The 12,555-nt window shown below is 64.0% G+C and carries 11 protein-coding genes; 10 read left to right on the top strand and 1 reads right to left on the bottom strand.

Features of this window, described 5'->3' with window-relative positions; genetic code table 11:
- Positions 1 to 60: 60 nt before the first annotated feature.
- From FJ986_RS10375 to FJ986_RS10405, 7 genes are all read left to right on the top strand, one after another.
- Entirely contained in the window at positions 61 to 876 is an 816-nt protein-coding gene (locus tag FJ986_RS10375; RefSeq protein WP_140497256.1) for an ABC transporter ATP-binding protein, read from the top strand.
- 53 nt (positions 877 to 929) lie between these two features.
- Positions 930 to 1,730 carry a transporter substrate-binding domain-containing protein gene (locus FJ986_RS10380; protein WP_140512875.1) on the top strand — a complete coding sequence of 267 codons (801 nt, stop codon included), beginning with the start codon at positions 930 to 932 and terminating at the stop codon, positions 1,728 to 1,730.
- 260 nt (positions 1,731 to 1,990) lie between these two features.
- On the top strand, positions 1,991 to 2,656 hold the full coding sequence (locus FJ986_RS10385; RefSeq protein ID WP_140497260.1) for an ABC transporter permease: 666 nt from the start codon (positions 1,991 to 1,993) through the stop codon (positions 2,654 to 2,656).
- A complete protein-coding gene (locus FJ986_RS10390) occupies positions 2,656 to 3,465 on the top strand; it encodes an ABC transporter permease (RefSeq protein ID WP_140497262.1) in 810 nt (269 codons plus the stop codon). Before FJ986_RS10385 ends, FJ986_RS10390 begins: the two co-directional genes overlap by 1 nt.
- A 103-nt stretch (positions 3,466 to 3,568) precedes the next feature.
- On the top strand, positions 3,569 to 4,570 hold the full coding sequence (locus tag FJ986_RS10395; RefSeq protein ID WP_140564982.1) for an Ldh family oxidoreductase: 1,002 nt from the start codon (positions 3,569 to 3,571) through the stop codon (positions 4,568 to 4,570).
- 236 nt (positions 4,571 to 4,806) lie between these two features.
- Complete coding sequence (locus FJ986_RS10400) at positions 4,807 to 5,088, top strand: hypothetical protein (RefSeq protein ID WP_140512869.1); 282 nt, start codon at positions 4,807 to 4,809, stop codon at positions 5,086 to 5,088.
- Positions 5,089 to 5,367: 279 nt separating this feature from the next.
- Positions 5,368 to 6,342 (top strand): complex I NDUFA9 subunit family protein, encoded by a 975-nt coding sequence (locus FJ986_RS10405; RefSeq protein ID WP_140559777.1) that lies wholly within the window; start codon positions 5,368 to 5,370, stop codon positions 6,340 to 6,342.
- Positions 6,343 to 6,363: 21 nt separating this feature from the next.
- Here the strand turns inward: FJ986_RS10405 and FJ986_RS10410 are convergent, their stop codons facing one another.
- Positions 6,364 to 7,734: a cytochrome P450 gene (locus FJ986_RS10410; RefSeq protein WP_140670749.1), complete on the bottom strand. Its 1,371-nt coding sequence runs from the start codon at positions 7,732 to 7,734 to the stop codon at positions 6,364 to 6,366.
- A 231-nt stretch (positions 7,735 to 7,965) separates the two neighbouring features.
- Here FJ986_RS10410 and FJ986_RS10415 point away from each other — a divergent pair, with 231 nt between their 5' ends.
- From FJ986_RS10415 to FJ986_RS10425, 3 genes are all read left to right on the top strand, one after another.
- Positions 7,966 to 8,535, top strand: a complete 570-nt coding sequence (locus FJ986_RS10415) for an NADPH-dependent FMN reductase (RefSeq protein ID WP_140497272.1) — start codon at positions 7,966 to 7,968, stop codon at positions 8,533 to 8,535.
- A 346-nt stretch (positions 8,536 to 8,881) separates the two neighbouring features.
- On the top strand, positions 8,882 to 11,353 hold the full coding sequence (gene gyrB, locus FJ986_RS10420) for a DNA topoisomerase (ATP-hydrolyzing) subunit B (protein ID WP_140512864.1): 2,472 nt from the start codon (positions 8,882 to 8,884) through the stop codon (positions 11,351 to 11,353).
- Between the two features lie 227 nt (positions 11,354 to 11,580).
- A complete protein-coding gene (locus FJ986_RS10425; RefSeq protein ID WP_140670747.1) occupies positions 11,581 to 12,498 on the top strand; it encodes a hypothetical protein in 918 nt (305 codons plus the stop codon).
- The last annotated feature ends 57 nt before the right edge of the window (positions 12,499 to 12,555 follow it).

Consider the following 12,555-nt stretch of genomic DNA (forward strand, 5'->3'; position numbering starts at 1 on the left):
TATGTTGATTAGCCGGGTAGACGTTCGACGAGCTGCCATCGACTACACGGAGGTCACCCGTTGAGCACGGCGGGAGTTGCCGCAGCCCCATCCGGTGAGGCGCAAAATGGCGCCGCCGAAGCCATCCACGTCGAGAACCTGCACAAGAAATTCGGTGAGCTGCATGTGCTGAAGGGCGTCTCGCTGTCGGCGCGCGACGGCGAGGTCATCGCCATCATCGGCGGCTCGGGCTCAGGCAAATCGACGCTGTTGCGCTGCATCAACTGCCTGGAGAATCCGACCAGCGGCATCATTCGCGTCAATGGCGAGGAGATCAAGCTGAAGGCGGACAGCCACGGCCATACCGTGCCGGCCGACCGCAGGCAGATCGAACGCATCCGCTCCAAGCTCGGCATGGTGTTCCAGAATTTCAATCTGTGGAGCCACATGACGCTGATCGAGAACGTCATCGAGGTTCCCGTGCATGTGCTGGGCGTCAAGCGCGACGCGGCGATCGCCCAGGCCGAAAAACTGCTCGTCCGCGTCGGCCTCGCCGAAAAGCGGGATGTCTATCCGGCCTACCTGTCGGGCGGCCAGCAGCAGCGCGCCGCGATCGCTCGCGCATTGGCGATCAATCCCCGCGTCATGCTGTTCGACGAACCGACCTCGGCGCTCGACCCCGAACTGGTCGGCGAGGTGCTGAGAGTGATCGGCGACCTGGCGCGCGAAGGCCGCACCATGGTGCTGGTCACCCACGAGATGAAGTTCGCGCGCGAGGTCGCGACGCATGTCGTCTATCTCTACAATGGACTGGTCGAGGAGGAAGGCCCGCCGGAGCAGATCTTCGGCGCGCCCAGATCCGAAAGGCTCAAGCAATTCATTCGCAACATCGGCTAGCAAACCGAGGGCGGAAGAAAACCGGGAACCAACAACAAACTGGGAGTCGTGAAATGAAGACTGTTCTGAAGACGTTCGCCGCAGCGCTGCTGCTCGGCGTCGCCGCCATGGGCGTAGCCAAGGCCGATCCGGTCAAGATCGGCATCGCCGCCGAGCCGTATCCGCCGTTCACCTCGCCGGATGCTTCGGGCAAATGGGTCGGCTGGGAGATCGAGTTCATCGACGCCGTCTGCGCCGAGGAGAAGCTCGACTGCGTCATCACGCCCGTCGCCTGGGACGGCATCATCCCGGCGCTGACCACCAAGAAGATCGACCTTATCGTCTCTTCGATGTCGATCACCGACGAACGCAAGAAGACGATCGACTTCTCGGATAAGTACTACAACACGCCGACGGCGATCATCGGACCGAAGGACCAGAAATTCGGCTCCGCGCCGGACGATCTCAAGGGCAAGATCCTGGGCGTCCAGGTATCGACCGTGCATGCCGTCTACGCCAAGAAGCATTTCGGCGCCACGGCATCCGAGATCAAGGAGTACCAGACGCAGGACGAGGCCAACAACGACCTTGCCGCCGGGCGCCTCGATGCGGTCCAGGCCGATTCCATCGCGCTTGGCGAGTTCCTCAAGACCGACCAGGGCAAAGCCTGCTGCGACCTGAAGGGCATGGTGGCTCCGGACGACGAAGTGCTCGGACCGGGCGTTGGCGCCGGCGTGCGCAAGGAAGACACCGAGCTGAAGGAAAAGATCAACGCCGGCATCAAGGCGATCCGCGCCAATGGCAAGTATGACGAGATCTCGAAGAAATACTTCGATTTCGACATATATGGTGGCAGCGGCGCGCAGTCGAACTGACGTGGCGATGCCATGCAGCCGGACTGACGCGGCGGTGCCACGCAGTCGGACTGACGACCATCGCATGGGCTGGAAGACAAGGCACTGACGCCAAGTCCTCCAACCCGACCTTTCCCACGCACCCTTGCCGCCGGCGGCTTGCGCCGGCGGATTGAGCCAGCAATCCGGGGGCGAAGCTGATCGATTCATTTCTTCCGGCCTCTGCGGCCGGCATCATCGAACTCCTGTCGCCCGCGCCCGTCGGCTGGGGCGGGACGCTCATGCTTGGGCTGCTGCATTCGCTTGAGATCGCCGTCGGCGCCACGATCGTCGGACTGTTGATCGGAACCGGCGGTGCCTATGGCAAGCTTTATGGCGGCCCCGTGGTGCGCGACCTGCTGGCGGTCTACACGACCATCGTGCGCGCGGTACCGGAACTGGTGCTGATCCTGCTCCTCTACTACGCCGGTACCGACCTGATAAACCAGATGCTGACCGCCATGGGCTATCAGCGGGTCGACATCAGCGGGCTGGTGGCCGGCATCGCGGTGCTCGGTTTCGTCCAGGGCGCCTACTCGACCGAGGTCATACGCGGCGCCATCCTTGCCGTCCCGCAAGGCCAGATCGAAGCCGCCCGCGCTTACGGCATGTCTCCCGGCCTTCTCTTGCGGCGCATCACGTTGCCGGCAATGCTGCCCTTCGCCATTCCGGGTCTCGCCAATCTCTGGCTGATCGCCACCAAGGATACGGCGCTGCTGGCCGTGGTCGGTTTCTTCGAACTGACGTTGGCGACGCGGCAGGCGGCGGGCGTCACCAAGGCCTACCTGATATTCTATCTCGCGGCCGGCATGCTCTATCTGGCCGTGACGCTGTTTTCGAACCTCGTCCTTGGTCGCGTCGAGAAATGGGCGCGGCGCGGCATGCCGTCGATCAAGGAGGCGCGCTGATGGCGAGCGAAGCGGCCATCATCAACAGCGCGGCTCGCGCCTCGCTCTGGCTGCAGCCGCATCGTATCGTGCTGATCCTGATTGCGCTCGGGCTGGTGCTGTCCGCAGCCTTCTTCATGCGCTGGGACTGGCTGCCGCAATATTACGGCCTGGCCCTGCTCGGCATCTGGCGCGCGCTGTGGATCCTGGCCGTTACCTGCCTGTTGGGCTTCCTGATCGCGGTGCCGGTCGGATTGGCACAGGCTGGCGGCCCGATCTGGTTCGCGGCGCCGGCGAAGGTCTTCTGCACCGTCATCAGGGGAACGCCGCTGCTGTTACAGCTGTGGCTGCTCTACTACGGGCTGGGTTCGTTGTTTCCGCAATATCCGTGGATCCGCGAATCCTGGATGTGGCCCTATCTCAGGCAGGCATGGCCTTATGCCGTCCTGGCGCTGACGCTCTCATTCGCGGGCTACGAGGGCGAAGTGATGCGCGGCGCCTTTGCCGGCGTGCCGAAGGGGCAGCTCGAAGCCGCACGTGCGTTCGGCATGAGCCGCTGGAAGATCTTCCGGCGTATCTGGCTGCCGCAGGCCTTCTACCGGGCGCTGCCGACGCTGACGGGGGAAACCGTGCTGCAGCTGAAATCGACGCCGCTGGTGGCGACCATCAGCGTCATCGACATCTTCGCCGTTTCGTCGAAGGTCAGACAGGACACTTACCTCACCTATGAGCCCTTGCTGCTGCTTGCCTTGATCTATATGGCGATCACCGGCATTCTGGTCTTCGCCTTCGGCAGGATCGAGGCGCGGATTCCGAACAAGATCGGCTAGGGACCTAGTGAGTAGGGATTGGTGAGTAGGAAGTGGCTAGCCGCCACCACCCATTGCTGACTACTCACTACTCACCACTCACCACTCACTAAAGGCAGTCGCCATGCAACTCAGTCTCGAACAGGCAACCGGGCTGTGCCGCATGGCGGCGCTGGGTGCGGGCGCCAACGAGGAAGCGGCGCAATCGCTCACCGCCTCGATCATATCGGCCGAGGCAGAAGGACTCTCGACCGTCGGATTGTCGCATTTCATCGACTATCTCGAAGCGCTGGAGGCCGGCCGCATCGACGGCAATGCCGAGCCGGTGATCACCCGGCCGGCGCTCGCAGTCTATCTTTCCGATGCGCAAGGCGGGCTGGCGCATACCGGCTTCGACCGCACGCTCGACGATCTCGCCAAGGCGGCAAGACTGTTCGGCGTCGCCATCTTTTCGCAGAAGAATGCCTATACATGCGGCGCCCTCGGCTACTTTACCGGAAGGCTGGCAGCGCAGGGGCTGGTCTCCTTCGCCGCCACCAACGGTCCCGCCGTGCTTGCCGGTTCGGGCTCGGTCAAGCCGGTCTATTGCACCAACCCGATGTCCTTCGCCGCACCCGCCGCCGACGGCCCGCCGCTGGTCATCGACCAGTCGTCGAGCGCCACCGCCTTCGTCAATATCCGCAAGGCGGCCGAGGACGGCAAGAAGATCCCCGAAGGCTGGGCGCTCGATGCCAGCGGCAATCCCACTACAGATCCGGCCGCAGCCATGAAGGGCGCCATGCTCGCCTTCGGTGGCCAGCGCGGCGCCAACATCGCGCTGATGGTCGAGGTGCTGGCGGCGGGTCTGTCGGGGGCAAACTGGTCGCTCGATGCGCCCTGGTTCACCGGCGGCCCGGACAATCCCGGCACCGGCCTGTTCGTGCTGGCCGTCGAGCCCAAGCTGCTCGATCCGGATTTCGAGCAGCGGATGAAGGATCAACTCGATCGGCTGCGCCGGCGCTACGGCGTGCACATACCGGGCCGCTCCCGGGCCGAGGCGGCGGAGAAGGCCGCGGCACGGGGCATCAAGGTCTCCAAGGCCGTGGTGCAACGCATTTCCGAATTCGCCGAGCGCTATTCGGCCTGAAGTAACTTCTTCTTTTCAGCTCATCAGCCGCCGGCGCCTGCCCGCGGCATGGCCATGCGTGTTTTTTTCGCGCGCGGTCTGAACCTTTTCGAGCGTCGGGGCGACCAATGCTTGTCCAGGGCAGGATGAGCTTGCCGATCCAGACCGGGGAACAGCACGTCACATCGAAATCTGCTCCACGCCAAGGCATGGCCTTCGCGTCCCGGAGAAACCAACCTCAGTGAAAAGGAACCATCATGACCAGCACCAAGACCACCATTCTGACCGCCGTCCTTCTCCTCGGCTCGTTCATGGGCGCGACCCAGGCGGCCAACCTGAAGGCCGCGCCGGTCAAGCCGTCCAGTCCAGGCGTCATTGCCGCGCCGGGCGGCGGCGCTACCGAGGACCACTATTGCAAGAACGGTCACGCGAAATTCGCCAGTTGCAGCGCCGATTTCATCGCGGCCTGCAAGAAGGTCGGTGGCACCATGTCGGATGTCCAGGGCTGGGGTGGGCGTACTTGCTTCACGCCCTCCTGATACCGTCTCAGGTCAGGCCGCTCCGTTGGCCCCTGGCTTCGCATGGATGTCATCCGGAAAACCCCGCCTCGGCGGGGTTTTCTGCGTCAGGCAAGGCGTTCTGAAGCGCTTTTGTCCTGACGCAATTCCCAAGCTGTTTCTCCTGGGAAACCCGCTTCACACTTTTCCTGGAATTGCTCTGAGAACCAGGGCGGCAGCGACGACGCGTCACCCTTTGCGTTTGACGCGAAACGGATTATGAAACGGCTTCAGCCAAGCTTTCGAGCGCCGGAGCCAGCCATGACCGAAATCCTGCAGACCCCCAAGCTCGTCGTCATTTTCGGCGGGTCGGGCTTTGTCGGCCGCCACGTGGTGCGGGCCTTGGCCAAGCGCGGCTATCGCATCAGGGTCGCCTGCCGCCGGCCCGATCTCGCCGGCCATTTGCAGCCGCTCGGCAATGTCGGCCAGATCCAGCCCGTGCAGGCCAATGTGCGCGTGCGCTGGTCGGTCGATCGCGCCGTGCAGGGCGCCGATCATGTCGTCAACCTGGTTGCCGTTCTGCATGAGAGCGGGCGGCAGAAATTCACGGCCGTGCACGAATTCGGCGCTCGCGCCGTGGCCGAAGCGGCACGCGCAGCGGGCGCCGGCCTGACCCATATTTCGGCCCTGGGCGCCGACCTGGAAGCCGCATCCAACTATGCACGCACCAAGGCGCTTGGTGAAAAGGCCGTTCTGGAGACGATCAAGGACGCCGTGATCCTGCGGCCGTCGATCAATTTCGGACCGGAAGATAGTTTCTTCAACCGCTTCGCCAACATGGCGCGTTATTCGCCGGCACTGCCGCTGATCGGCGGCGGCCATACCAAGTTCCAGCTGGTCTATGTCGGCGACGTCGCCGAAGCGGTGGCGCGCTCGGTCGATGGCAAGGTCAAGGGCGGTCAGATCTACGAGCTTGGCGGCCCGCAGGTGCTTACTTTCAAGGAAAGCATGCAGGAAATGCTCGCGGTGATCGAGCGCAAGCGCCTACTGGTTCCGGTGCCGTGGTGGGTGGCGAACCTGCAGGCGTCGATCCTGGGCCTCTTGCCCAACCCGCTGCTGACCAAGGACCAGGTGCTGCAATTGCGCGAGCACAATGTCGTGTCGGAGGAGGCCGCCAGGGCCAACCGCACGCTCGCCGGCCTCGGCATCCAGCCGCAGGCGCTCGGCACGATCCTGCCAAGCTATCTCTGGCGTTTTCGCGCGGCCGGCCAGTTCCAGCGCAAACCGGCGGTCTGAACATAGGCCGACGGCGGGCGATTACAGGCGCGAAGTGATCCGCATGGGCAGCCCGCCTTGCGGCTGGGTGGTCAGCTTCTGGACCGGCCACGGCCTGGTTTGCGCGATGGAATCGAAGTGGAAACGCGACAGCAGGACGGCGAGCGCGATGATCGCTTCCTGCATGGCGAAGCTGGCGCCGATGCAGACGCGCGGCCCGGCGCCGAACGGCAGATACTGAAAGCGGTCGATCTTTTCGCGGTTGCCCGGATGGAACCGCTCCGGCATGAACGCGTCCGGCCTGTCCCACAGCTTCCTGTGACGGTGGACGACCCAAGGCATGACCAGCACGGCCGCGCGCCCTGGGATGTGGAGATCCCTCCAGTTCTCCGGCTCGATCGGCTCGCGGTTGATCGACGGCGCCGGCGGATAGAGCCTGAGCGCCTCGTCGAAGGCGGCGCGGGTGAGCGGCATGGCGTCCAGCCATCTGGTCGGATCGGGCTCGCGCGCCAGCACGGCATCGATCTCGCGCTCGATCTTTTCCCGCTCCCATGGCGCCTCGGCCAGGCAATAGAGCGTCCAGCCCAAGGCTCGCGCCGTGGTCTCATGGCCGGCACCGATGAAGGTGATGATGTTGTCCTCGACTTCCGAGCGTGTCAGCCCGTCCGGCCCCTCGGCCTTGAGCAGGAGGGTCAGGAAATCCTGCGGCACGGCATCGGCATCGCGCCTGAGTCTCTGTTCGCGTATCTTGACCGTATTGCTGACGATCTTGCGGAAATAGGCCATGGTCTTGCGGCCGCGGATGCGGGTAAGCCGCGGCAGCCATTCGGGCGCGCGCAGCAGGTCTAGCGGATCGACGCGGCCCATGGTCTCGAACAGCCGGTCGATCTCCTTGGCGAAACTGCCCGGCTCCCCCGCGATTTCCCCGGAGAACAGCGTCTCGGCCAGGATGTCGTAGGTCAGCAGCGTCATGTCGTGGGCAATGTCGGAGATGCCGCCATCCTCGTAGCGGGAGGCGAATTCAAGCGTGCGCTTGAGCATCGGTCCCGCGAAACCAAAGATGTGACGCGGCGTGAACACCGGCGCCATCGCCTTGCGCGAACGCTTCCAGACCTCGCCTTCGGCCGTCAGCAAGCCGTCGCGCAGGATCGGCCGCAGGATGAGCTGGCGCACCGTCGCCATCTTGTAGTTCCTGGCATTGTCGACCAGGACATGGCGAATGAGCCCCGGGTCATTGGCGATGACCAGCGGTCCACCGACGCCGTTCACCGAGATCCAGGGCTCGTTGTAGGTCGGCTCTCCCCACAGCTCGAGCGGGTTGCGGTAGACGATGCGCATCATCTCCAGCGTCGAGGGCGGCGATGTGCGCGGCCTCGGCGCCGGCGGAACGAAGGGGGCGGGCTGAGTGTCCATGGCTGCTCCGCTGGCAAGCGCGTCGCGCTAGTCCTTGCCTCCGTTCGATGTAGTGACTGACGCACGGCGCGTCCATGTGGCCTGACGATAAAAGCCCGTGCCCCGACGGGACGGAGCGATGCTCCCATCATCTGATTGTGACCGCTCGCCAAACGGCGCGGTCTTGTCCATGACGGCGCTCTGCCGTAGGTCACGGTCACCAACAGATACCGTCAATCGAAGGAGCCCGCCTTGAAGCACCAGTTGAACATCATCATCGGCAGCACCCGGCCGGGCCGGGCCGGGCCGGTTTTCGCTCACTGGCTGGAGCGGTTCGCGCGCGAGCACGGCAAGTTCGAACCGGTGCTGACCGACATCGCCGCCTTCGATCTGCCGGTGCTGGACGAGCCGCACCATCCCAGGCTCGGCAACTACCTGAACGATCATACCAAGGCCTGGTCGAAGGCCGTCGATGCCGCCGACGCTTTCGTCTTCGTGGCACCGGAATATAATTACTTCGTCGCACCGGCCATCGTGAACGCGATCGACTATCTCTCGCGCGAATGGAAATACAAGCCCGCCGCCATCTTCAGCTATGGCGGCGTTTCCGGTGGCCTGCGCGCGGCACAGGCGCTCAAGCCGCTGCTGACCTCCGTCGGCGTCATGCCGGTTCCGGAAGGCATCGCGCTGCCGCTGTACCAGAAGCTGCTGGGGACCGACGGCTCCTTCGAAGCGAGCGAGCAGGTGCAGGGCGGGGCAAGAACCATGCTGGAGGAGTTGCTGCGCTGGAGCGAGGCGCTGAAGCCGATGCGCGCCGGCTGATGCAAGCCGGCTCGCCCGCGCCGTAGACAGGCGGAATGTCGGCAAACGACCGAACCGTGGGCGGTTCGGCCTGCGTTTGCCATGCGCTTTGCTGCTGATGCTTTTGATGGCCGCCATCGCGGCAGCCGGCGCCAAGATAGAAGTTCACGATCAAAATTCCTGCGCGACCGGCTGGCTAAGGTCAAAGCCTCTCGCCAATAGCTGGCCGACGGTGCGCTTTTCCGCCCGGAAATGCCTGCAAACCTTGGAAAAACCACCTTTAACGCCTATATCTAGGCAATATTGAAAGCGCGATTCGGGGGCGGTTTTTCGCGCTCCACCAGCCGCCTCTAGACAACAGGTTTTCATGAGCGACCAGACTGAGAACGCCAACGGCGCCGAAGCCGAATACGGCGCAGATTCCATCAAGGTTTTGAAGGGCTTGGATGCCGTCCGCAAACGGCCCGGCATGTATATCGGCGACACCGATGACGGTTCGGGCCTGCATCACATGGTCTATGAGGTCGTCGACAACGCCATCGACGAGGCACTGGCCGGTCATGCCGATCTCGTCACGGTGACGCTCAATCCCGACGGTTCGGTCACCGTCATCGACAATGGGCGCGGCATTCCCACCGATATCCATCCCAGCGAAGGCATTTCGGCAGCCGAAGTGATCATGACGCAGCTGCATGCCGGCGGCAAATTCGACCAGAACTCCTACAAAGTGTCCGGCGGCCTGCACGGCGTCGGCGTCTCTGTGGTCAACGCCCTGTCGGCCTGGCTGAAGCTCAAGATCCGCCGCAATGGCAAGATTTTCGAGATGAGCTTCACACACGGCAATGCCGACGCGCCGCTGAGCGTCACAGGCAGCTATGAACAGGACAAGCAGCCCGGCACCTATGAAGGCCGCAGCGGCAGCGAGATCACCTTCTTTCCGTCGTCCGAGACCTTCACGATGGTCGAATTCGATTTCGGCACGCTGGAGCATCGGCTGCGCGAGCTTGCGTTCCTGAATTCGGGCGTGCGCATCGTGCTGACCGACGCCCGCCACGCCGACGTCGTGCGGCATGAGCTGCACTATGATGGCGGCCTGGAGGAATTCGTCAAATATCTCGACCGGGTCAAGAAACCGCTGATCGACAAACCGATCGCCATCAGGGCCGAGCGCGACGGCATCACCGTCGAAGTGGCCATGTGGTGGAACGACAGCTACCACGAGAATGTGCTGGCCTTCACCAACAACATCCCGCAGCGCGACGGCGGCACCCATCTCGCCGGTTTTCGCGGCGCCCTGACGCGTCAGATCACCGGATATGGCGATTCCTCGGGCCTGACCAAGAAGGAAAAGGTCTCGCTGATCGGCGACGATTGCCGCGAGGGGCTGACGGCAGTGCTGTCGGTCAAGGTTCCCGACCCGAAATTCTCCTCGCAGACCAAGGACAAGCTGGTCTCCTCGGAAGTCCGGCCCGTGGTCGAAGGGCTGGTCAACGAGGCGCTCGGCACCTGGCTCGAAGAACATCCGAGCGAAGGCAAGGTCGTGGTCGAGAAGGTGATCCAGGCCGCGGCGGCGCGCGAGGCCGCGCGCAAGGCGCGCGACATCACCCGCAAGACCTCGCTGGGCGTCACCTCGCTGCCCGGCAAGCTTGCCGACTGTCAGGAACGCGATCCGGCGAAGTCCGAGATCTTCATCGTCGAGGGCGACTCGGCCGGTGGCTCCGCCAAGGGCGGCCGCTCGCGCCAGAACCAGGCCATCCTGCCGCTGCGCGGCAAGATCCTCAATGTCGAGCGCGCCCGCTTCGACCGCATGCTCAGTTCCGACATGATCGGCACGCTGATCACCGCGCTCGGCACCTCGATCGGCAAGGACGAATTCAACGCCGACAAGCTGCGCTACCACAAGATCATCCTGATGACCGACGCCGATGTCGACGGCGCGCATATCAGGACGTTGCTGCTCACCTTCTTCTTCCGGCAAATGCCGGAATTGATCGAACGCGGCCATCTCTATATCGCCCAGCCGCCGCTTTATAAGGTGACGCGCGGCAAGAGCTCGCAATACATCAAGAACGAAAGCGCGTTCGAGGAATTCCTGATCGGCTCGGGACTGGAAGAAGCCTCGCTCACGCTCGGCTCCGGCGAGGTTCGCGCCGGACAGGACCTGCGGGCGGCGATCGACGATGCGCTCGCGGTGCGCCAGCTGATCAACGGCCTGCACACGCGCTACAACAGAGGCGTCGTGGAGCAGGCGGCGATCGCCGGCGGGCTCAATGCCGACGTCGTCGCCGATCTTGGCCGCGCCAATGCGATGGCGGAGCGGATCGCGCAACGTCTCGACATCATTGCCGAGGACACCGAGCGCGGCTGGACCGGCCGGATGTCGACTTCGAATGAGGGTATCGGCGGCTATGTCTTCGAACGCACGGTGCGCAGCGTCAAGGAATACGCCCATCTCGATATGGCGCTGATCAATTCAGCCGATGCGCGACAGCTCGACCGCTACGCGCAGCGGCTCAGCGACGTCTATGGAGCGCCGCCCGTGCTGCGCCGCAAGGATGTTTCGGAACCCATCTCGGGACCGTTGGCACTGCTCAACGCGGTGTTCGCGACCGGCCGCAAGGGCCTGACCATGCAGCGCTACAAGGGCCTGGGCGAGATGAACGCCGAGCAGCTTTGGGAAACCACGCTCGATCCGAACGTGCGTTCGCTGCTGCAGGTCAAGGTAAACGACGCCACCGACGCCGACAGCCTGTTCTCGCGGCTGATGGGCGACGAGGTCGAGCCGCGGCGCGAGTTCATCCAGGACAACGCGCTGTCGGTGGCCAATCTGGACATTTAATCCGGAGTCATCCCGGGACCATTGGCGCGCGTCGGTCGCGCCAGTGTTTCCCTTGCGAGATTCATTCGAACCGCCGGAACGGAAGCTTCTTTCCAGCATTGTGACAGTATCGATCACAATTCCTGGCGAAGGAGGCTCCCATGGGACGCGGCATCTTGCTCTGGTTACTCGGGGTTCCAATCCCGATCATCCTTCTCATCATGCTTTTCGCGCGATAGGGGGCTGTCATGCAGTCCACCCTGTCGATCACGGATGATCCCGGCGCGGTGGAATCGTCCGCCACCGCTATCAGCTGGGGTCCGATCATCGCCGGTGCCTTCGCCGCCTCGACATTGACCTTCATCCTGATGCTGCTCGGCTCCGGCCTGGGGTTGAGCATGGTCTCGCCATGGTCGGGCTCAAGCGCCTCTATCACCAGCTTCGCGGTTTCGACCGCGGTCTGGCTGATCGTCGTGCAATGGCTGTCATCCGGCCTCGGTGGCTATCTTGCCGGCCGGCTGCGCACCAAATGGGTGGGCGTGCATACCGACGAGGTTTATTTCCGGGATACGGCTCATGGCTTCCTGGCATGGGCGCTGGCGACGCTGCTGGTCCTCGGCGTGCTCGGCTCGGCGCTGTCGGCGGCTGTGGGTTCCGGCGTCCAGGCTGTATCCAGCGTGGCCGCCGGCGCCGCCCAGGGCGCTTCGGCCGGTGCATCGGCCAATGCAGGCGGGGCATCGACGGACAATGCCATATCCTATCTGGTGGACTCGTTGTTCAGGCCGGCGGACGCGGCGAGACTGGCGGCAGCCAATCCGCAAAACGACGCGGCGGCGGCGGCGCAGGCATCGCGCATCCTGGTCGCCAGCGCTGCGGCTGGCGAGGTTTCGCCCGAGGACAAGACATACCTGTCGCAGCTGGTCGCGGCACGCACCGGCCTGTCGGAAGCAGACGCCAAGACGCGTGTCGATACGCTGCTGGCAAAGGCGCAGGACGCCAAGGCCAAGGCCCAGCAGGCGGCCGATACCGCCAGGAAGGCGAGCGCCACATTTGCGCTTCTCGGCGCCCTGTCGCTGGTCATCGGCGCCTTCATCGCCAGCGCCGCGGCCGCCCTCGGCGGCAGGCAGCGCGACGACGAGGAGGCCGTGTTCCTGACCAGCCGTTGAACATCGTCCCAAGTCCAAAACTGAAGAAGCCCGGAGAGCCGGGCTTCTTCATGCGGA

Source organism: Mesorhizobium sp. B1-1-1 (assembly GCF_006442955.1).
GTDB lineage: Bacteria > Pseudomonadota > Alphaproteobacteria > Rhizobiales > Rhizobiaceae > Mesorhizobium.

Bases quoted from the DNA above. Each gene is read 5' to 3' on its own strand.
- FJ986_RS10380 (WP_140512875.1), top strand. From the start codon at position 930: ATGAAGACTGTTCTGAAGACGTTCGCCGCAGCGCTGCTGCTCGGCGTC.
- FJ986_RS10410 (WP_140670749.1), bottom strand. From the start codon at position 7,734: ATGGACACTCAGCCCGCCCCCTTCGTTCCGCCGGCGCCGAGGCCGCGC.
- FJ986_RS10405 (WP_140559777.1), top strand. From the start codon at position 5,368: ATGACCGAAATCCTGCAGACCCCCAAGCTCGTCGTCATTTTCGGCGGG.
- FJ986_RS10390 (WP_140497262.1), top strand. From the start codon at position 2,656: ATGGCGAGCGAAGCGGCCATCATCAACAGCGCGGCTCGCGCCTCGCTC.
- FJ986_RS10400 (WP_140512869.1), top strand. From the start codon at position 4,807: ATGACCAGCACCAAGACCACCATTCTGACCGCCGTCCTTCTCCTCGGC.
- FJ986_RS10395 (WP_140564982.1), top strand. From the start codon at position 3,569: ATGCAACTCAGTCTCGAACAGGCAACCGGGCTGTGCCGCATGGCGGCG.
- FJ986_RS10385 (WP_140497260.1), top strand. From the start codon at position 1,991: ATGCTTGGGCTGCTGCATTCGCTTGAGATCGCCGTCGGCGCCACGATC.
- gyrB (WP_140512864.1), top strand. From the start codon at position 8,882: ATGAGCGACCAGACTGAGAACGCCAACGGCGCCGAAGCCGAATACGGC.
- FJ986_RS10425 (WP_140670747.1), top strand. From the start codon at position 11,581: ATGCAGTCCACCCTGTCGATCACGGATGATCCCGGCGCGGTGGAATCG.